Genomic DNA, 20,590 nt, shown 5'->3' with positions numbered 1-20,590 from the left:
CATGTCCCGCACATCGTTCGAGCCTAGAACGGCTTGTCTCCGCCGACGTTGCCGAAGACTTCGCCCGTGACGTAGCTCGCCTCCTGCGACGCCAGGAGGACGAACGTGGGAGCAAGCTCCGCCGGCTGACCCGGTCGCTTCAGCGGATTATCCGATCCGAACTGCTGCACCTGTTTCTCGGGCATGGTCGACGGGATCAGCGGCGTCCAGAACGGACCCGGCGCGACCGCATTGACGCGAATCCCCTTCTCGGCGAGCTGCTTCGCCATCGACTTGGTGAACGAGACGATGCAGGCCTTCGTCTGGGCGTAGTCGACAAGCATCGGCGACGGATCGTACGCCTGGATCGAGGCCGTGTTGACGATCGCCGCGCCGGGAGGCAAGTGCGGGACAGCGGCCTTCGTGATCCAGAACATCGCGTAGACGTTGGTCTTGAAGACCCGGTCGAACTGCTCCGTCGTCAGGTCGGCGATCGATTCGACCGCCATCTGGTAGGCCGCGTTGTTCACGAGAATGTCGAGCCCGCCGAGCTGCTTGACCGCGTCGGCGACCAGCTTCTGGCAGAACGCCTCGTCGCGAATGTCGCCCGGCAGCGCGACCGCCTTGCGACCCGCCTGCTCGATCTGCGCCACCGCCTCCTTCGCGTCGGATTCTTCCTCGGGGAGGTAGTTGATCGCCACGTCGGCGCCTTCGCGAGCGAACGCGATCGCCGCCGCGCGTCCGATGCCGGAGTCGCCTCCCGTGATCAGCGCCCTACGCCCCTGAAGTCTGCCCGAACCCTGGTACGACTCTTCGCCGTAATCCGGGACAGGTTCCATCTTCGACGACAGGCCGGGCCACTCCTGCGGTTGATTCTTGAACGGCGGCTGCGGGTACTGCTTGAGCGGATTCTGCATGTTCGGACGCACGGAAACTTCCTTCCCTTCGCTGGCTTGCCTTGATTGTCCCAGCGCCGTCCCGGCGACCGCGCTCGCGGCCAGTCCGGCGCCCGAGGCGATGAATCCTCGGCGGGTCGACGTGGCGTTTCGTTCGTTCGTGTTCACGATCGGCTCCGATCTGATGTGGAGGGAGACGTTGGGCAGAGCAGCGTGCGAATGATGCGCCCAACGGAGAACCTGTTCCTGCCCCGCGACGCTCCGATATTGCCCCGATGCACAAGGCGAAGAGACAGGGATCGAAGCCAGGCTTGCGCCTGGGCCTCTGCTGCAAGTTCCGCGACCAGGCGATCAAGTTCCGCGACACGACCGTGCGCGCGATGAGTCGGCTCGACCGCGACGCCGCGCTCGCGCGGCTGTCGGAGCTTTGCCTGTCCAATGCCCAGGCTTTGCACGAGGCGATCGACTGGTGCGCGGACCACGGCATCGGCTGCTTCCGCGCGATGAGCCAGATCCTGCCCCTCAAGACGCACCCGGAGCAGGGCTACGACGTTCGCGAACTGCCGCAGGGGGAAGCGATCGTCGCCGCGTTCGAGGCCTGCGGCGAACGGGCGAAGCGCCGAAACGTCCGGACCCTGTTTCATCCGGACCAGTTCGTCGTGCTGAACTCGCCGCGGGAGGAGGTCGTGGCCGCGTCGCTGGCCGAGCTGGAATACCAGGCCGAAGTCGCCGAGTGGATCGGAGCCGACGTCCTGATCGTGCATGGCGGCGGAGCCTTCGGCGACAAGACCGCCGCGCTCGAACGCTTCGCCAAGAATCTAGGCCGGCTGTCGGATCGGGCAAGAAGTCGTCTCGTCGTCGAGAACGATGACGTGGTCTATGCGCCGACCGATCTGCTGCCGCTCTGTCGTGCCGAGCGCCTGCCGCTGGTGTACGACGTGCATCACCACCGCTGCCTGCCCGACGGCCTGTCCGTGGAGGAGGCGACCGAGCTCGCGATCGCGACCTGGAACCGCGAGCCCCTGTTCCACATCTCCAGCCCCCTCGACGGCTGGGACGGCGATCGCCCCCGGCGCCATCACGACTTCATCGACGCCGCCGACTTCCCCGCCTGCTGGCTCGACCGACGTCTGACCGTGGAAGTCGAAGCCAAGGCGAAGGAGGTCGCCGTGCTCGAACTGCTATCGAACCTCCGCGAGCGGACGCAGCCTGCTGCCTAGCTCGACGCCGTCGCCGTTCTCTTCGCTATTCTCCGCGTTCGCCGCCGGCCTCCGCGATCTCGAACGTCACGTTCACGTTGACCGTGAAGTCTTGTTCGCCGCTTTCGATCGGTACGCTACCGGCTGCGGCGAAGGCCATCTGTCGGCCGCGAAACTGTGCCGGCTGCGGGAACCCCGAGCCGGTTTCCTGAATGCGAAGGACCCGTCCCAGCGGAACGTCGGCGGCCTGCGCCAGCGTCTCGGCGCGCCGCCGGGCTTCCTGCACCGCCTTCGCGCGGGCCAGTTCGAGCAGCTTCGTCGGATCGTCGACCTGAAAGTCGATGCCGGAGATCTGATTACCTCCCGCCTGGACCAGAGCGTCGAGGATCTCGCCCACCTCGCCGATCTGTCGAACCTTGACGGTCACCTGATTCGTGACGCGATACGCGACGAGCTTCGGCGCGTCCTGCCGCTCGCGGTTCTGTTCGTAGACCGGGCTGACGTTGAACTGCGAAGTCTGGATGTCCTTCGCGGCGACCCGGCGATCTTTCAGCGTCGCGACGACCTCCGCCATCGCTTCGCTGTTCTGCCGAAGCGCCTCCTGCGCTTCGGTTGACTGAGTCGTCACTCCGGCGGTGACGACCGCCAGATCGGGCGCGGCCGAGACCTTGCCTTCGCCGGCGACGTCGATGGTGCGACGTTGCTCTTCGCCCCGCGCAAGCGAAGTCGTCGTCATCAAAGCGAAGGCGGTCAGCAGAAACGCGATCGATTTCGCGACACGCTTTTCAGTGCGCATGGTAGATGCTCCGTTCGAGAGAGAGTCGTTGCCCATACGCTAGGCTCTCGGCGCAGCCGAGGCCACCCCGGGGTCGCCTCCCCGCCGGAAACGACCTTTACTCGTCGTTCTCCGACAGATCCGGCGTCGCGGCGGAGGAGAGGGCCCGGCGGCGATCGAGGTCGACGACGCGCTGGCTGCGACCGCGGCCGAGGTAGACCGTGGTCCAGTTCGCCAGCAGCGACTGGCTGTCGTCGGCGAACTCGCGAATGTAGTGGCTGCGCAGCGTCGCGGGAGAGTCCGGCGGCGGAACCCGCATCGCCCGTTCGATCTCCTCCGGCTGAAGGATCGTCGCGACGAGGCCTGCCTGGTCGAGCCGGTCGAAGTAGCTCTCCTCCGAGAGTTCGTGGTAGCGGATATCGATCTTTTTCCGCGCTTCCCACGACAGGTCTTCTTCCGCCCGGTCGAGCAGGTACTTCTTCGTCACCCAGTCGAGGGTGCCGACCAGCCGCGTCGGGTCGGCCTCCAGATCGCGCAGCGTCCGCTCCCACAGGTCGAGCAGTCGCAGGGCTTCTTCGTTCGGAACTTCCTGATCCGTAACGAAGCGTCGGCAACCCTCCAGATAGCGTCGCTGAATCTCGATGGCGGTCAGCGATTCGCCGCCGCGCACGCGATGGGTCTTCTTCAGTTCAGGATCCGTCAGCACGTCGCGATGCGAGCGAAACGCTCTTCGGAATCGCGGTGCGTCGTCCAGGTAGCCGGCCTCGCCCGCATCGAGCACGAGCAGCGTCGTCCCGATGCGGAGATACTCCGACGTTTCGCAGCGGTTCGAATCGCCCAGGCTGAGCTGCATCCGCTGCCGGGGATGCAGCAGTCGGAAGAACGAACGCGGCGATGTGCAAGTATCGGTGTAGAGCAGCTTGAAGAAGTGCCCGAAGTTGAACGCGGGCCGGTCGTAGAAGTAGCCGCTGTAGCCGTACAGGCAGTTGATCGCGTGGGCCTTGTCGGAGAGCTGAAACCTTCCGTCGGGCGCTAGCCAGCCGGCGCCGCCGAGGATCGGACGCGTCAGCAGGAAGGCCGTCATCCGCGAACGGGTCGGCTGAAACGCGAGCGACCGGCAGAGCAGGTAGAGCCCCGCGGCCAGCGGAAACGTCAACGCCCGCTCGGCGAACCACATGAACGACGACAACCAGCGAGGCGGCTTCCACAGACGTTCGTCGCCGTAGAACAGCCCTTGGCCGAACAGCGTGCGATGCAGTCCCTTGCCGGCGAAGGGAAGCAGGAGGCTGGCCATCCAGATCAGCGATGCGCCAACGAGGTAGACGAACATGCCCGCGATCAGCGCGATCATGAACACCCACGTCAGCAGCAGCGCGGGCGCGAGAGCCGAAACGCCGAGTCGCCACAGAAACAGACGCCAGCCGGTCGCGAGCGTCGCCTCGTAATTCTCCTGCGCGCCGTAGACGTTGCCGAAGCCGTCGCAGTCGTTCTTGATCAGGCGAAACTGCAAGGGTCGCAGGTTGCCGTCGAACGACGTGTCGCGGGCTGCTTCGCGAAAGAGACGATCCTGCGCCCGCTGATGGGCGAGAAGCTGCCTCGGTCCGCGGCACTCGGGCGTGGCGCCTTCGATCAGACCCCGATCGGACGAGGGGTTGATCGTCTCGAACCATAGCGCCCCGCCGTTGGCGAGGAAGACCCCTTCCTTGAAGCTGTACGCTTTGACGAAGGGGATGCGACGGCGAAGGCTGGCGAGGAAACCGCGATAGCAGCGGTAGTCATTCGGCCCGTCGGCGAAACTGGGCCCGCCATCCAAAGAAACATCCGGAGCATCCCAGACGGAATCCTCCGGATGACGAATCGCGTATTCAGTCTCTAGTCCGCAGAAGCGGCGAAACACGGAAGCGTTCACCGCCTTCGACGACCTTGCAACCGTGCCTTCGGCTGGTCTGCCGGACGATCGGCTACCAGCAGCCTTTTTGCGACCGGCCCTTCCGGAATCGCTCACTCACCGCCTTCGGGAACTTCCGTTTCGGAGAGATAGCGCCGCGGAGCGATCGACGCGTCGGCGTAGATCATCGCCAGCACGCGATCGAGCGGAAGCTGAGGCGTCTCGACCGGCGTCGTGACGGCGCCGGCGACCGGTACAGCGGGCACGACGTGTTCGGGGTACGACCGCATCGTCCATCTTCCTTTCGGCGAACTGCGTGAAATGCGGATGATCGGACGCCGAGGAACCGCGAGCGCCGAACCGCCAGATTAGTTTTACCTTTGCATGGTATCGCCGCCCCCTGGCGACGGCAAGCTAATTCAATCTGCGGTTTGCGCGACCATTCATAGCGGTCGTATCGACCGAGAGGAGAGCCTGACCGGACGCCGCCGATTGTGCGACTCGACCGAGCGGGTATGCTGCGACCGAACCTTCCGCCTGCATCGGGTTTCCCTCCGGCATGAAGTCGCCCGATCGCTCCGCCGAACGTTTCGCATCCGCCGAGGCTGCGGCGTATGCGACGCCGGGAGGAGAGACCGACGAAGGCGCTTCGCTCGTCGCCGCCGGAACTGACGCGAGCGACGCGGCCGATGCGACAGCTTCGGAGAGCCAGGCCGCGAAGGCCGTCGAGATGGAGCGCCGCATCGAGGCCGCGCTCCCGCGCAACTTCTGGGCCCTCGTCGCGTTCTCGGTCGTCCTGAGGATCAGTTGGATCTTCAAGACCGAGAGCGTCATCATGCCCGCGTTCCTCGACCTGGTGTCGGGAAGTCCGATCTTTCGCAGCATGCTGCCGCTCCTGAATCGGACGGGACAGAGCGTCGTGCCGGCGCTCTTCTCCGACCGCCTCCGCGGGACGGCGGTCAAGTCGCGATTCTTCCTGCAGACGACCGCCGCGATGGGCCTGTCGTTCTGCCTGCTCTCCGCATTCGCGTTCGTCCTCGACGGCACCTATCCGGCCTGGTTCCCGTACATCTTCCTGGGGATTTACTTCGTCTTCTTCTCGGCGACGGGCGCCAACCTGCTGGCATTCGGTACGGTGCAGGGAAAGCTGATCCCCGCAGCCAAGCGAGGGCGCCTGATGAGCGCTTCCACGGCAGCGGGATCGGTCCTGGCCATCGCCGTCGCCTGGTTCGCCATACCCGCGCTGCTCGATCTGCCGCGACATGGCTTCGGATGGATCTTTCTGATCGCGGGCGTCGGCTTCCTGCTGGCCGCGCTGGCGTCGCTGTTTCTGGTCGAGCCGCCCGACGAAGCGCGGAAGCTCAGGCTCTCCCGCAAGACGTTCACGGAACTGGCCGACGTCTTCCGGGACGACGTCCGATTCCGACGGCTCGCCATCGTGGCCATGCTGCTGATGTGTACTCAGAACATCTTTCCTCATTATCAGTTTCTCGGTCGCGATCGGCTCGACGCGGGGGGCTTCTCGATGATGACCTGGCTCGTGGCGCAGAACGCCGGGGCCGGCGTCTTCGGATCGATCTTCGGCTGGGTCGCGGACCGCTTCGGCAACGCCTGGTCGCTGCGCTGGCAGGGGATGATCGCCGTCACGACGCCCTGGATCGGTCTCGTGCTGGCGAACGAGAACGTGTTCGGCGGCGACGCGTACTGGGTCGCGTTCTTCCTGCTCGGCCTGACGCCCGTGACGCTCCGGACGCTGACGAACTACGTCCTGGAGCTTTGCCCGCGGGAGCAGCACCCGCGGTACGTCGGCGCGCTCTCGATTAGCCAGGCGATACCGCTTTTGCTGTCCGCACCCATCGGGATGGCGCTGGAACCGATCGGCTTCGAAGCCGTGTTCGCCTTCGCCTCGCTGCTGATCGGAGCGGGCGCCGTGGGAGCGTGGTTTCTGTCCGAACCGCGTGCGAAGTCGGATTGAACGTCGGGGACTGAGAAGCAGAACGGCTCGACAGACGCTGCTTTCAGTTGCGCGATCCGTTGAACAAGCGGTCCTGGCGGCCGTGACGGTCGAGGCTGAATGCTCCGATTTTTCCGCCTGGGCCGACCCCGTGGGCGGCGACTCTTTCGGCTGCGGGTTCTTTGCTGGCGCTCCGCCCGAAAGTAGGCTTGCGGAACGCCTCCGCTCCCGCCGTCGCTTCCGCCTGGCCCTGCATCATGAATCTAAAGTCGAAATCTCTGCGTCGGACGGGGACGCTGCTCCTCGGATGGCACGTCGCCGCGTTCGCGTTCGCCGCGATATCCGCTGGGCAGGAACCCGTTCCGCCGGCGCCGAGCGAGGCGTCCCTGGGCTTCGTGCAGGAGGAACTGATCGGCGCCCCGGCGTTTCGGGCGGAACATCCGGAATACGACGGCCGCGGCGTCACGATCGCCATCTTCGATACAGGAGTCGATCCCGCGGCGATCGGCATGCAGACCACGCCGCAGGGCGAACGGAAAGTCGTCGACGTCCTCGACTGCACCGGGGCAGGCGACCTGGCCCTTACCTTGGTCGATAAACCTGCAGAGCCCAAGCTGCTTGGGCTGACGGGTCGCACGCTGACGCTTCCGCCCGAACTCTTCTCGAAGGCGACGGAGCTTCGCCTCGGCTATCGCCACGCCGAGAAGTTCTTCCCGGGCGGAACGTTCGCCCGCGTGATGCAGGATCGCAAGGAGCGCCTCGACGTCGAGGCTCGCGAGGAAGCTTTGGCCGTGGGAGAGGATTCGGTCGACGTTCCGACGGAACGGCCTGCCGACGATCCGCGACCCGAACCGGCTGACGACAAGGAAAAGAAGGCTCGGGAAGAGGCGCGCGAGAAGGCCGAAGAGCAGGCGGTCGATGCGGGCCCGGTCTACGACTGCGTCGCGCTCAAGATCGACGACGCCTGGATCGCGCTCGTCGATACGGACGAGGACGGCGACCTTGCGGAGGAAAAGTCGCTGGCGCCCTTCGCCGTCGCGGGCGACTACGTCGTCCTGCCGCCGCCCGCCGACCTGACCATGGCGGTTCAGATCGCCCGCGACGGCAGTTCGATGACTCTGGTCACCGTCGAAGGCTCGCATGGCACGCATTGCGCCGGGATCGCTTCGGCATACGTGCCCGATCGTCCCGAACTCGACGGCGTCGCCCCAGGCGCGCGCATCCTTTCCTGCAAGATCGGCGACTCGACGTTGGACGGGATGGAGACGCCCCTCGCTCTGTCGCGGGCGTTCGACGCCGCGGTTGCTTACGGCGTCGATGTGGTGAGCATGAGCTACGGCGAACCCGTCCAGTATCCCAATCGCGGCTGGCTGGTCGCCGAGGCGCGCCGCTTGGCGGAGGAGAAGGGGATCCTGTTCGTCGCCGCAGCAGGCAACGAGGGGCCAGGTCTCTCCACCGTCGGCGCCCCGGGCGGAACGACGCAGGGGATCCTCGCCGTGGGGGCGTACGTCACCCCCGAGATGCGGTCGTGGCTCGACGGCTGGGCCAAACGCACGGGCGAGATTCTCTTCAGTTTCAGTTCCCGCGGTCCCGCGTTCAGCGGCGACGTCGGCGTCGACATCCTGGCGCCCGGCGCGGCGAGAACGTCCGTCCCGCTCGACGAGGATCAGGATCTGCAGGTCATGCATGGCACGTCGATGGCGACGCCCCACGCCAGCGGCGCCGTCGCGCTGCTGATCTCCGGTATGAAGGGGGAGAAGCTTCCCTGGTCGCCCGCATTCGTCGAACGGGCGCTCAAGGCCTCCGCCGTCGACAAGCGGAGCGTCTTCGAACCGACCAACGCCGGCCTGCTCGATATTCCTGCCGCGTGGGACATGCTCTCGAAGTGGTCCAGCGTGCCGGAACTGCAGCGCGGCTGGAGCGTTCGGAACGCCTCCGACGAGGAGAAGGTCGGCATCTACCTGCGTAATCTCGCTCAGGCGAACCCCGTCCACCGCGAACGCTACGCGATCGCGCCCGTGGGCAAGGTCGGCGACGACTTCGCCGTTCCGCTGCGAATCGAACCGAGCGAGGATTGGATCGCCGTGACTCCCGCGGGCATCGCCACGAACGAAGGCTTCACGTTCGAGGTCGACGTGAAATCGGGCGAACTCAAGCCCGGCGTGCATGCAGCGTCGGTCGATATCTTCGACGCGGCGACCGACGCGCCGCTTCCCCTGGCGGTCCTGCCGGTGACGATCATCGTTCCCGACGCGACGCTGCTCGCGGGAGAGAGCTTCGCGAAGAGCGCGACCATGGAAGCGGGACTGCCCGAGCGCACCTTCTTCACCGTCGAGGCCGCGTCGCACGGCGCCTGGATCACGCTCACGGCCAAGAACGCTCCGCAGGGAAGCCGCCTGATCGCCGAGATCATCCAGCGGCCGACGCGCTACGGCGAGAGCGTGCATGTCGAACGCTGGGGCAAGGCGCTGGACGACGCGCCGTCGGACCGCCGTTTCGTCCCCCTGCGAAAAGGCGAGACGGCGGAACTGGTCCTGGCAGCCATGTCTCCGAACGGACAACCTCTCCAAGTCGATATCGCGATCGAGGCGGCTCCTGTCGCCTCGATACCGGCAGAGATCGTGCTGCCGACGACGAAGCAGGAAACGCTGGTCGACGTCATCGCGGGCGCGGAGAAGTTGTCCGTCCGCGGAACCGCGAGGCTGGAGAAGTGGCTCGGCGCCTGGGCGCCGACCAAGGCGGAGATCGACCGCTCGCCGGTGCAGGAATTCGCGAACGGCAAAACGTCGCGCCCGAACCTGCATCGTCTGCGGCTGACATACGAATTCGACGTCGCCGACAAGCGGAGCGTTTCGATCGCGTTCGCTCAGGAGTTTCGAACGCTCTACGACCATCCTGCCGGCGGCTGGACGTACGACGTCTTCGATCAGAACGGCCTCGCGGTCTATCGCGGCGACTATCGCCCCGGCTCGTTCGAGGCGCTGCCCGGTTCGTATCGCGTGGAGGTCGCGGGCTACTCGACGTCCGAAGAGGATCTCGAAGAACTGAAGAGCGTCGCCCTGCACTGGGAGGCGCCGTTCGGTGGATCGAAGAACGTCGACCTCGATCCGAGCGGGACGCAATCGATCGATCCGCATACGAGCCGGCGTTTCGAACTGGCGACCCGCGACGCGAAGGATCGTCCGCCGCTCGAAGGCGCCGTGGCGGTCGAAGGGAAGATCGAATGGACCTTCGAGGTGGAACGCGAAGGCTCGCTCGCCGAGTGGACGGAATCCACGCGGTTGGTCCGTCCCTTTGTCGGACCGTCGGACGGTACGAGGGACGATGGCGATCGCACGAAGATCGCCTGGAAGAAGGCGCCTGACCAGCCCGAACGCGACCGGGCGGAGGCGTTGATCCGCTGGCTGGAGGACGTGCAGACCGACAAACGGGACGCGTTCGACCGGACCTACGACGCGCTGATCGCGGAGTACCCGGAGGAGCCCTTCCTCTTGCAACTTCAGCTGCATTGGCTCGATCAGGAGGAGGTCCGCAAGGACCGCCTGGACGAGATCGTCGCCGCGGCGGATGCGCTGCTGGCCGCGATCGATCAGCCGGCGCTGCGGGAACGGCTGGCCGATCGGGCGCTCGGTACGCAGGCGGGCAACGAGAACCGCGAGCAGACCGACTGGCAGAAGGCCGCCGTGATCGATGCCCTGTATCGTAAGGGCCGTGCGATCGGCTATCGCGAACTGCCGGAGGTCGTCGCCGCACGTCCGATCGACGATCCCGCGGCGCTCGACAAGGCTTTCCGCGAGAACCTCGCCGAACTCGGTCGCTGGACGAACCTGGAAACGGAGGCCGTCTACCTGCTCAAGCTTCGCGATCTGAGGCGCGATCAGAAGTTCGGCGCCGCGGCGAGCCTGCTTCAGGCCAAGCTGCCGGAGCAAGGCGCGACCGAAGCAGCCGGCTTCTGGCCCGCGTGGAAGCGGTTTGAAATCTACGACTCCCTCGGCTGGACCGCCGAGCGCGAGATGGCCCGCAGCGATCTGCTCGAACGCTTCCCGCAGCGTGCGCTCGAGGAGTTGAAGGACTACCAGCCGGCGGAAAGCGCCGCCGCAGCGGAGCATGCAACTCCGCCCGAGAACGTCGCGCCGTCGCCGCCATCTTCCTGAGCGATTTCGAAAGGGAGTTCGACTGCGTGTGGGCAAGCGGAGGGTGTGAGCCCTCCGTGTCTTCGACGCGATCGACTCATCCAGGCACGGAGGGCTTACACCCTCCGCTCGTTCAGGCCTTCGGAACCCTCAGCTTCGCTGGCCGATGTCCCGCTGCATGTCGGCCATGGGGGCGGCGAGGGTCTGCACCTCGGGCGAATAGTCTTCCATCTCCTGGACCCGCCGGACTTCGATGATCTCGTTCTCCGAGGCGGGGCAGCGCGTGGCCCAGGCGATCGCCTCTTCGCGGGAAGCGACGTTGATCATCCAGTAGCCGCCGAGCACTTCCTTCGCCTCGGCGAACGGTCCGTCGGTGACCTTCGGCTGGCCGCCCTCGAAGGTGATTCGGGCGCCCGACGAAGGGGGATGCAGGCCGTCGAGCGCGAGCAGCACGCCCGCCTTCTGCAGGTCTTCGTTGTACTTCATCATCGCCTCGACCCGCTGCGGATCGAGATCGATCTCCGGCGGCGCCGTTTCATAGCCTTTCGGAATCATCAACATCATGAATCGCATGGCAGTCGTTCCTCGTAACGTCTGATTTCGAGCGCCTGGAGCGAGCGACGTGCTTACACGTTTCGCTCGCCGTTCGGTCACGGTTTCACGTCGCAGTTCTCATCCGGCTTGCAGAACGTGCGGACCGGAAGGAGCTTCCACAGCCGCGGTTCGCGGAGATAGATTCCCAGGCCCGCGAGCAGGGCGATGATCGCCTGCGCGATGGGCGGATCCCCGATCCGCAGATGCGCGAAGATCGCGCCTCCCATGTAGCCCACCGCCAGGATCGCTCCCAGCAGCGACGTCGGCGGAAAGAGATAGATCAGCGCGACGACGATCTCGATCGCGCCGATGATCGGCAGCAGGTCCTTCGGCATGCCCGACTCCGCGAGTTCGGCTTCGAACTCGGGGCCGCTCATCACGAACTTCGCGATACCGCTCGCGATCAATAGCAGCCCGATCAGCACGGTCAGGACCCGTCCGGCCCACATCAGGATCGTTTCGCCCCTCGTCATCGCAGTCGCTCGCTTCTCGGTGTGCGTTCGTAGGATCGCCTCGCGGCGTGGAAATCGCTCGCCTCAGTTTTTCGTCGGAATCTGCCCGGCTTCGAAGACGGGGCGGATCTCCGATTCCCCCTGCCCTGCGACGGCGAGGAACTTCTTCGCCCATTCGACGGCCTCATCCCGGGACGGCACGTCGACGATCGCGAACCCGGCGACCACCTCCTTCGCTTCCGCGAACGGCCCGTCCATGACGGAGAGCTTGCCGCCGTCGTAGGCGACGCGGGTTCCGGTCCAGCTCGGATGAAGTCCTTCCGTGGAGAGGATCACGCCGGACCGCTTCCCCTCCTCGATCAGCTTCGCCATCTCGGGCAGATCGTCCTTGCAGGGCGGCACGCCCGGTTCGGCGTCGCCGACCGTCTTGAACATCAGCATGTAACGCATGGCAGTCAGGATTCTGGGAATCGAAGAAACGATGTCTCAGCGGGCGGCGACGGCTGCGCCAGCGTCAGCCTTCCCGGAAGTCCGATTCTCTGCCAGCGTCTTCAGGCTCGCGAGTCCCTCTTCGAACTGCTTGCCGCAAACGCCGTCCATGTCCATGAAGACCTGCATGACCTTCCCCATAAACAGGCTGGGGCCCTGCATGTCCCAAGTGACGCGGGTCAGGTCGCCTTCCGGTTCGATCGAGTAGAGCACGACGTTCCGGCAGTTGAAGGGCTTGATCATGTGCAGATCCATCGTGACCGAGGAAGCGGGCACGGCGTCCGTAATTTCGATCCGCCCCTCGCCGGCCATGCTGTTCCCCTTCCATTCATAGACGGCGCCGACGCCCCGATCGGGCCCGCTGAGCGTTCGCCGCATGTCGGGGTCCGACTTCTCGAAGGGGGACCACTTCTGCATTTCGCGGAAGTCGGCGATCAGCGGATAGATCGCCTCAGGCGGCGCCCCGATCGCGATCGAACGCGAAACGCGGAACGTGTCCGGCTTCAGAGACGCCAGGATCAGCACGACCGCCACGCCGACGACCAGCAGTCCGCCCGCGGCGAGCAGGATATTGACGAGCATCTTTTTCATCTCCGGATTCCGGCATGAGTAGGAGTGTAGTCAGCGACGAAGAGATCTTCGCAGGGCGGGGTATTCACCGCCGCGCGTCGCCTACGCCCCCTGCGGCATCGGCCCTGGAACGGAGACCATCCATTGGACGCCGAACTTGTCGGTGACCATGCCGAAGCTGGGGGAAAAGAACGTCTCCGACAGGGGCATCTGCACGCTTCCTCCGTCGGCGAGCGTGTCGAACGTTCGCTTCGCCGCGGCAGCGTCCGCGACCGGGATGGAAAGGGAGAATCCCTTGAACGCGGCTTCCCCCGCACACATGCCGTCCGAGGCCATGACCTCGGCGTCGCCGAAGCGGAACGTGGCGTGCAGGATCTTCTCTTCGTTGCCGGGCGGAACCATCGTGAGCGACTCCGGGCTTTCCTTGTACCGCATGATCATGACGATCTCGGCGCCCAGCTTGTCGCGATAGAAGTCGAGCGCTTCCTGGCAGCGCCCTTCGAAGAACAGGTACGGAACGATTGCCATGGTGCGTGATCCTTGAGGAATTGAAGGTGTCGTTCTTGCAGGGCAGGCGCCCCGCCTGCCACGGAAGCTCGCTTTCGCTGCGATGGCAGGCGGGGCGCCTGCCCTACGGAACAGAACTCACGTCACCCCGGCGGCCTTCTTCGCCAGGTCCTGGCGGAGCTTCTCTTCCTTGGCCTGCTCTTCGGGCGGAAAGACGTCGGTCGGGAAGTCGGAGGTCTCGAATACCTTGCGGATCTCCAGCTCGGTTCCGCCGTCCATGGGGGCGCGCTTGACCCACTCGATCGCCTCTTCTTCGCTGCGGGTCTCGATCAGCCAGAACCCGGCAATCAGTTCCTTCGTCTCCGCGAAGGGGCCGTCGGTGACGGTGCGGCTCTCCCCGTCGAAACGGACGCGATAGCCCTTCGAACTGGGGTGCAGCCCCTCGCCCGCCAGCAGGATGCCGGCCTTCGCCAGTTCCTCGTTGTAGGCGCCCATCTTCGTGAGGCACTCGGCAGGCGGCATCACGCCCGCTTCGCTGTCCGCATTCGCCTTCACGATCACCATGAAACGCATCGGAGTTCTCCCTGTTCGAGTGTTCGTAGACTGACTGTCGGGGACAGGCGATTTCCCGCCTCTGCATACGCGTCGAACGAGCCCGCCGCGAATCGACACGCGAGGGGAGGTTTTTCGAACAGTGTCCCTCGACGGAGGTCGGTCCGATTCGGCCGACGAACCAGTCCCGCTGGACCTGCGGGTTAGAATAAGGAAGTTGATAACTGCCCCGCCCGAACTGCCCCGCGATCGCCTGCCGCTTCATGAACGACTTATCCCCAGAGCTCGATGCCCCGGCGCTGACGCCCGAGGAGTCGCAGGCGCCTGCCGAGCGGATCATGCTCCGAAAGCACCGCACGGCGGTCCGGGTGCGATATGCCGAAACCGACGCCCAAGGGCATGTTCATCACGCGGTCTACTTCACCTACTTCGAGATGGGTCGCGTCGAACTGCTCCGTGCGTGCGGCGTGAACTATCGCGACTTCGAATCGCAGGGCCTGATGCTGGTCGTCAGCGAGATCGGTTGCAAGTATTACGGCCGGGCGTTCTATGACGACCTGCTGACGATCGAGACGGAAACCGTCCGCAGCCGGGGCGTCCGGGTGGAGCACAGCTACCGCATCTATCGGGGCGAAGAGCTGCTCGTCGAAGGAAGCAGCGTCGTCGCCTGCGTCGACGCGACCGGCAGGCCCAGGAAGCTTCCCCCCTGGCTGCAACTCGACGGGCGAACGACGGCGGCGGACGAAGGAGCCTCGCAGGCTCTGGACGGGCTCGCAACGGGAGAAGGACGATGACGACCGGAACCGCCTTTGCCCTGATCGCGGCGCTCTCGATCGCGCATCCGCTGCCCGAAGGGGCGGTCGATCGCGGGTCGCAGACCATCGTCGCGAACGAGAAGGTCGAAGTGATCTACTGGGTCGGCATGTCGCCGAAGACTTTGGAGGTCGACCTGCGGCAGATGCTTCCCCCAGGCGAGACGATGCCGACGGACGAGAACGCTCAACTGGAGCTCTACCGTCAGGCGGTGGGCGACCGGCTGATCGACCGGATGCAGCTTTCGATCGACGGCGAGGCGACGCCGCTGGCCTGTACGAAGGCGATCATCGCGCCGAAGGATCACTTCATCCTGGAACTGCACTTCGAGGCCGCGTTGCCGAAGCAGGAAGGCGAGTTCGAGGTCGAGTTCCGGGATCTCAACTACTTCGGCATCGCCGGCTATCAGCGGACGGCGCTGCGACCCGACGAGGACATGGAACTGACCGAGACCGAAGCCGAAGCCGCCATCGTCCGGGTCCCCAAGGTCGAATGGGAGAAGCTCACCCCCCGCCAGCAGCAGCAGGCCGGCACGGTGACGGGGCGGTTCAAGTTGGAAGAGTAAGCTCGCGTCGTGGGGACCAGTCGGGCCTGCTTTCAGCGGGCCGGAGTTCTCGTTCGCCGGTACCGCTCAGCGCGGACTCAGGGCGATCGCCAGCCGAGCCCGAAGCTCGTCGACCGACAGGCCGCGGACGAGGAACTTCTTCGCTCGCGACGTCTGGCCCGACAGCAGTTCGACGTCGGACTTCTTGAGGCCCAGGATCTCGGCGAGCAGGGCGGCGATGGCCTGATTCGCCTTTCCCTGCTCCGGCGCGACGGAGACCGCCACTTTGAGCGCGCCGGCGTGGATGCCGGTCAGAGCGTTGCGTTTCGCCCCCGGCTGAGCTTTGACAGAGAGCGCGACGCCGCCGTCGCGCGGTTCGAGCAAAAGGTCGGCTGCGGCGTTCGACAAGGTCGCTCCTGATGCGGCGCGAAGGCAAACACGGAGTGCTGACGCCCTCCGCTCGCCTGGAGATGAAGAAGCGTTCGGCGCCGCTTGCGACGGGAACGCCGGCGCTTCGAGCTCTGAACGAAGAAAGCCCGGCGACTCAGGGGCGAGGCGCCGGGCTTCGTGATCTTCCGTCGCGAAGGTCCGCGATCAGTTGTCGAGTCCCGAGCCTTCCGCAGGCGCGGCGGATTCCTCGACAGCGGCATCGCCGGCAGCAGGTTCGCCCGTTCCGGCTTCGTCATTGCCCGCCTGTTCGGCGGCGCCTTCCTGCGGAGCGGTTCCCTTGCCGGCGACGTCGAAGCAGTAGAGCCGCGAGCGGTCGCTCACGTACATTTTGCCGTCGGCGATCGTCGGAGTGGTGTAGATCGAAGATTCGAACTCGATCTTCGGATGCTTCTTCACCCACTCACGGCCCTGCGGCATGACATGCAGGTAGCCGTTCTCGTCGCCGAGGAGCAGCTTTCCGTCGACCGCCATGGTGGAGCCCCAGACGCCCGAGAGGATGTCCCCTTCCCAGACGCGTTTGCCCGTCTCGCGCTCGATGCAGTGAATGCGGCCCGAGAGGTCCGCGACGTAGACCAGCTCGGGCGTCACGCTGGCGGTCGAAAGGGTCCGGCGGAAGACGTCGGCGCCTTCCTTGCCGGTGATCTCCCCGGATTCGTCTTCTCCGCCGTAGTGCCAGATCTGGGCCGAATCAGGGTTGGGAACGAATTCGCCTTCGTTCTCGCCGGCGATCACGGGGCTGACGTCCATCGCTTCGTTCGTCGGCTTCTTCGTCGCGTCGATGCGATAGAAGTGCCCGATCCCTTCGCCGTGCTCAGGGTCCTGGCCGACGCCGACGTAGACGTCGTTCTCGTAAAAGACCGGCGTCGCGATGATGTTGTTCCGCGTGCCGCGACCGCCCAGTTCCCACTTGGAATCCTTCGGGTTCAGGTCGAACTTCCAGAGGATGTCGCCCGTCTCGGGCGAAAGAGCGTAGAGCCAGCCGTCGCCGCCCGGGTAGTAGATCTGGGCCTCGCCGTTGACTTCGCCGAGGGCGGGCGAGCTCCACTGGCCGTGCAGGATCTGGTCGAACGGATAGTTCTGTTCCCAGAGCACTTCGCCCGTGTTCTTATTCACGGCGATGAACGAAGGAGCGCGGGGCGAGGGGATTTCGATGTGGCCTTCGTCGACGCCGTTGGACGTGACGATGAAGACCGTGTCGCCCACGACGAGCGGCGAGCTCGTGGCGAGGTTATGCACGAAGACGCCCAGCTCGTTGATCATGTCGAGCGTCCAGATGATGTCGGCATCCTCCGGTTCGCTGTCGACTTCGTCGGTCTGGCCGTCGTTCTCGCCGTCGTGAAAGCCTTCTAGGTCGAGGCACATCAGTTCCGCGCGATTGGTGACGACCCACAGGCGATCGCCTTCCACGAACGGAGCGGAGCAGATCCCCTGTTCGGGCCAGTCGGAGACGCGACCCTCGGGCAGCTTTTCGCGAGTGAGCTGCCAGACGAACTTGCCGGTCTCCGCGTCGAAGCAGAGGAGGACGCCGCGGTCGCCCTTGTGCTGCGGACGATACTCGCCGCCGTTGTTGGTGCCGACGAGCACCTTTCCCGACGCGACGGTGGGATTGCCGTAGGTTTGCGACCCGAGCGGGGAGACGAAGATCATCTTCTGACCCTCGCCCGCTTCCAGGCCCGGTTCGACTTCGAAGTCGAGCCCGGTCGAAGCGCTGATCATGTTGCGGCTGGGCGAACCGCCCCACATGTGCCAGTCGCCGGTCAGGTTCTGCTCGCCGTTCGCGGCAGCCGCCGGAGCGGCCGCGGCGTTCTCCTCGGCCGGCATCGCTTCGGCGGGCGCGTCTTCGCCCGGAGCGGGCGGCAGCGGATCGGGATTCGCCGGTTCAGTCTCTGCAGGGGTCGCCTCTCCGGCGGGAAGGAGGGCTTGCGGCGCCTCCTCTACCATCGGCTCTTCGGTCGCTTCCGTCACCTCGACCGCCGGAGCGGCAGACGACGCATCGTCGGCAGCGGCCGCGGATTCTTCGCCAGCTTCCGGCGTCGTCGGCAGCTTCGACTCTTCGGCGTGGTCGTGATCGTGGTCGTGATCGTGATCGCCATGCTCATGATCGTGACCTTCATGGTCATGGTCATGATCGTGATCGGCTGCCGAGGTCGTCGTCGAGGCGACAGGCTCGGCTGGCTTCGGGCATCCGGCCCACACCGCCAGACCCGCCGCACAACCGAGCGCGGCGAGATATCGAGAGAAAGAACGCTTCATGGGAAGCCCCGGAGTTGCAGTGGAATGATCGAAAGGAAAAGGTCGCCCTGCTTGCGAAGGACGACCTCGGCGGGACGAGCGAATCACTCGCTCGCGGCGGCGTCAGCCGCGGCAGCTTCGCCCTCGGCAGGCGCGGGAGCGGAGTCCGACGGGTAAACCTGATAGTTGTCGAAGAAGCACGCCGTCTGGGCATAGAAGTAGATGCCCGGGCTGCCCGCTTCGTTGGGATGCGGGTCGAACGCCTCGATCGTCCACTTCTCCGGTTCGGGCTTGCCCCGTTCCCAGACCTTGCCCTGCACGTTGCAGCCGCCTTCGGTCGGGGTGACGCGGACCTTCATCGTGTACCACTTGTCGGGATCCCAGCGGAAGGAAACCTCCTTCGCGGCCCGGCGGTGCGGCACCCACGAAAGAACCTCCAGCTTCTGCACGTTCCCCTTCAGCGTCAGATTGTAGCGCTGGCACGTCACGCCGACGTTCGCCATCTGGCGGCGCTTGGGGTCCTCGGAACTCATCACGTCGGACTGCACGGTGTAGCCCGTCAGTTCGGGCGGTCCGCACCAGATATAGGCGCTGGGCCGACCCTCGCCGGACGTCTTCTGCATGAACGTCTCGCCGTCCTGGGAGAGCGGTCCGACCGCGGCGATCGCGTTGATCCACGTCGGCGGAACCTGCTTCTCCTTGAACTCGTCGAACGTCCACTTCCAGGGAAGCTTCGGGAAGGCCCGCACGCGAGCGGTCGCGGCGACTCCTTCGTGCTCCGTCTTGACCGTCCCGCCGCGATGGGCGGCGAGGTCGTCGGGCACGGAGACCTTCGTCCCCTCGACCTTGACGCCGTCGAGCCCTTCCGAGCCTGAGAACGTGAAGTTCGTCGTTTCCTCGATGAAGCCGCCGTTCTCGTCGAACGACTGCAGGCGGTACGAGTGATTCTCGCCCGCGTTCAGCGAGATCTCGTAAGGAATCACATGCACGGTCGCGACCTTGTCGCCGACCGGCTTCTCCTCAGCCATCGGCGGGATCTCGCCCGATGCGGGTTCGGCGCCCTTCTTCGCGATGCAGATCGTGCGGTCGCGCGTAACGAGAACGACCTTGCCGTTCGAGATGGCGGGCGAGGCGTAAATCTCGTCGGTGCCTGCCCCTTCGCGGGCGGGCAGCTCGACATGGCTCAGCGATTCGACCCCTTCGCGGCTCGGCTTCAGAATATGGACGTTGCCGTTCACTTCCATCACGTAAAGCTTGCCGTCTCCCCAAACGGGCGAGCCCTTGCCGACGGTGCCCAGCGAGTACTGCCAGAGTTCTTCGCCCGTCTTGCTGTCGAAGGCGTACAGCACGCCCGTGTCGGCGACGCAGTAGAGAACGCCGTCGTGGACCAGCAGCGAGGCGTACCCCATCTTGATGCCGTCGACCCGCCAGATCGTCTGCTCCGGTCCGATCTGGCCCTTCGCCGAACCGTCGATGCACTGGATGCGACCGAAGTCGATCGTGTCGATGTTGTCTTCGCCGTGCGCGATGTAGACGCGATTCTCTTCCACGACGGGCGAGACGTTCGTCGCCCGCTTCGACATCTTCTGACCCCAGCGGGTCTTGCCGGTCCGGGCGTTGATCGCGTAGAAGCCGCCGTCGCCGTTGCCGCCGATCAGCAGGCGCTCGCCGTCGATGACGGTCACGATCGGCACGGAGTAGTTCGTATCCTGCGGCGGTCCGCCCGGCGCGGCGACCCACATGATTTCGCCCGTCTTCTTGTCGAAGGCGTAGTAGCGATGCTTCGGCGGCGGAGGGCCGGTCTCGCCCCAGTTCCGGCAGAGGAAGCTGACGACGACGCGATCTTCGTCGATGATCGGGGTCTGGTTACGACCGCCGTACCCGGAGATGCGTCCGTACTCTTCGAAGAACGAATGCTGCCACAGGCGTTCGCCGCCGGCGCTGTAGCAGATGAAGAGCCCGCTGACCGAATGGACGTAGACGTTCCCGGTTTCGGGATCCGCCGCCATGCTCGACCAGCCGATGCGCGGCGCGGGGATGTCGGTCTGAAAGACGTTGAAGACGTCCCTCCAGAGTTCCTCGCCCGTTTCCAGATCCCAGCAGATGACCTGTTCCTGGGCGTGGTCCCGCTCCTTCGGATCGTTGATGTCGTGATGCGTGCGGCAGTTCAGATAGACCTTGCCGTTCAGGATCACCGGCGCCGCGCGACCGCCGATGTCGGACTTCCAGACGACGTTCTCGCCGGTCTCCGGATTCCAGGTCTCGGGCAAATTCGTTTCGCGCGAGACGCCGTTCATCTCGGGACCGCGCCAATTGGCCCAGTCGCCGGCGAACGACGGACTCGCGAAGAGTACGGTCGCGGCGATCGCCGCCAGTTTAAAACCGGCAGCGGCCACGAACGTCGAAAGCCGTCTCATGCGCATCTCCTCAAGGATCGGTAACGCGTGATTTCGCAGCAGGATCGCGATGGACTCGGCAAGAGTGCCTCAGACGTCGCAATGCTTGCCGTTGCAAGGTAGCGGGGGATCGTCAAAGTCGAAGGGGCGATCCGTCCCAAGGCGGG

The 20,590-nt window shown here is 65.4% G+C and carries 18 protein-coding genes; 5 read left to right on the top strand and 13 right to left on the bottom strand.

Annotated elements, in window-relative coordinates; translation table 11 throughout:
• Positions 1-23: 23 nt before the first annotated feature.
• On the bottom strand, positions 24-1,043 hold the full coding sequence (locus tag SH602x_RS07930; protein WP_479476273.1) for an SDR family oxidoreductase: 1,020 nt from the start codon (positions 1,041-1,043) through the stop codon (positions 24-26).
• A gap of 143 nt (positions 1,044-1,186) precedes the next feature.
• Here SH602x_RS07930 and uvsE point away from each other — a divergent pair, with 143 nt between their 5' ends.
• On the top strand, positions 1,187-2,095 hold the full coding sequence (gene uvsE, locus SH602x_RS07925; RefSeq protein WP_479476272.1) for a UV DNA damage repair endonuclease UvsE: 909 nt from the start codon (positions 1,187-1,189) through the stop codon (positions 2,093-2,095).
• Between the two features lie 25 nt (positions 2,096-2,120).
• Here uvsE and SH602x_RS07920 read toward each other — a convergent pair whose 3' ends face one another.
• The 3 genes from SH602x_RS07920 to SH602x_RS07910 all read right to left on the bottom strand — a co-directional run bounded on the left by SH602x_RS07920 (position 2,121) and on the right by SH602x_RS07910 (position 5,027).
• Positions 2,121-2,870, bottom strand: coding sequence for an SIMPL domain-containing protein (locus SH602x_RS07920; RefSeq protein ID WP_479476271.1), 750 nt, complete (start codon positions 2,868-2,870; stop codon positions 2,121-2,123).
• 97 nt (positions 2,871-2,967) lie between these two features.
• Entirely contained in the window at positions 2,968-4,746 is a 1,779-nt protein-coding gene (locus SH602x_RS07915) for a proteasome accessory factor PafA2 family protein (RefSeq protein ID WP_479476270.1), read from the bottom strand.
• 104 nt (positions 4,747-4,850) lie between these two features.
• Positions 4,851-5,027: a hypothetical protein gene (locus SH602x_RS07910; RefSeq protein ID WP_479476269.1), complete on the bottom strand. Its 177-nt coding sequence runs from the start codon at positions 5,025-5,027 to the stop codon at positions 4,851-4,853.
• Positions 5,028-5,296: 269 nt separating this feature from the next.
• On the opposite strand from SH602x_RS07910, the gene SH602x_RS07905 reads away from it, so the two are divergent.
• A complete protein-coding gene (locus SH602x_RS07905) occupies positions 5,297-6,712 on the top strand; it encodes an MFS transporter (RefSeq protein ID WP_479476268.1) in 1,416 nt (471 codons plus the stop codon).
• 236 nt (positions 6,713-6,948) lie between these two features.
• Entirely contained in the window at positions 6,949-10,845 is a 3,897-nt protein-coding gene (locus tag SH602x_RS07900; RefSeq protein ID WP_479476267.1) for a S8 family serine peptidase, read from the top strand.
• A gap of 129 nt (positions 10,846-10,974) precedes the next feature.
• Here the strand turns inward: SH602x_RS07900 and SH602x_RS07895 are convergent, their stop codons facing one another.
• From SH602x_RS07895 to SH602x_RS07870, 6 genes are all read right to left on the bottom strand, one after another.
• Positions 10,975-11,397 carry a YciI family protein gene (locus SH602x_RS07895; RefSeq protein ID WP_479476266.1) on the bottom strand — a complete coding sequence of 141 codons (423 nt, stop codon included), beginning with the start codon at positions 11,395-11,397 and terminating at the stop codon, positions 10,975-10,977.
• Between the two features lie 77 nt (positions 11,398-11,474).
• Positions 11,475-11,891, bottom strand: a complete 417-nt coding sequence (locus SH602x_RS07890) for a DoxX family protein (RefSeq protein WP_479468862.1) — start codon at positions 11,889-11,891, stop codon at positions 11,475-11,477.
• Between the two features lie 63 nt (positions 11,892-11,954).
• Complete coding sequence (locus SH602x_RS07885; protein WP_479476265.1) at positions 11,955-12,320, bottom strand: YciI family protein; 366 nt, start codon at positions 12,318-12,320, stop codon at positions 11,955-11,957.
• 36 nt (positions 12,321-12,356) lie between these two features.
• The gene (locus SH602x_RS07880) at positions 12,357-12,950 is read right to left on the bottom strand and encodes an SRPBCC family protein (protein WP_479476264.1); all 594 of its coding nucleotides are present in this window, start codon (positions 12,948-12,950) and stop codon (positions 12,357-12,359) included.
• 81 nt (positions 12,951-13,031) lie between these two features.
• Entirely contained in the window at positions 13,032-13,457 is a 426-nt protein-coding gene (locus SH602x_RS07875; RefSeq protein ID WP_479476263.1) for a VOC family protein, read from the bottom strand.
• Positions 13,458-13,574: 117 nt separating this feature from the next.
• Positions 13,575-14,009: a YciI family protein gene (locus tag SH602x_RS07870; RefSeq protein ID WP_479476262.1), complete on the bottom strand. Its 435-nt coding sequence runs from the start codon at positions 14,007-14,009 to the stop codon at positions 13,575-13,577.
• Between the two features lie 242 nt (positions 14,010-14,251).
• On the opposite strand from SH602x_RS07870, the gene SH602x_RS07865 reads away from it, so the two are divergent.
• Positions 14,252-14,782 (top strand): acyl-CoA thioesterase, encoded by a 531-nt coding sequence (locus tag SH602x_RS07865; protein ID WP_479476261.1) that lies wholly within the window; start codon positions 14,252-14,254, stop codon positions 14,780-14,782.
• Positions 14,779-15,366 (top strand): hypothetical protein, encoded by a 588-nt coding sequence (locus SH602x_RS07860; RefSeq protein WP_479476260.1) that lies wholly within the window; start codon positions 14,779-14,781, stop codon positions 15,364-15,366. The genes SH602x_RS07865 and SH602x_RS07860 overlap by 4 nt, the downstream gene beginning before the upstream one ends.
• 66 nt (positions 15,367-15,432) lie before the next feature.
• Here the strand turns inward: SH602x_RS07860 and SH602x_RS07855 are convergent, their stop codons facing one another.
• The 3 genes from SH602x_RS07855 to SH602x_RS07845 form a co-directional block, all read right to left on the bottom strand.
• Positions 15,433-15,753 carry a DUF167 domain-containing protein gene (locus SH602x_RS07855; RefSeq protein ID WP_479476259.1) on the bottom strand — a complete coding sequence of 107 codons (321 nt, stop codon included), beginning with the start codon at positions 15,751-15,753 and terminating at the stop codon, positions 15,433-15,435.
• Positions 15,754-15,939: 186 nt separating this feature from the next.
• Positions 15,940-18,048: a PQQ-binding-like beta-propeller repeat protein gene (locus SH602x_RS07850; protein WP_479476258.1), complete on the bottom strand. Its 2,109-nt coding sequence runs from the start codon at positions 18,046-18,048 to the stop codon at positions 15,940-15,942.
• Between the two features lie 83 nt (positions 18,049-18,131).
• Positions 18,132-20,444: a PQQ-binding-like beta-propeller repeat protein gene (locus tag SH602x_RS07845; RefSeq protein WP_479476257.1), complete on the bottom strand. Its 2,313-nt coding sequence runs from the start codon at positions 20,442-20,444 to the stop codon at positions 18,132-18,134.
• Between the last annotated feature and the right edge of the window lie 146 nt (positions 20,445-20,590).

Source organism: Lignipirellula cremea (assembly GCF_056501455.1).
The sequence above is the reverse complement of the archived record's forward strand: the minus strand, read 5'-3'. Positions and strand labels throughout refer to the sequence as shown.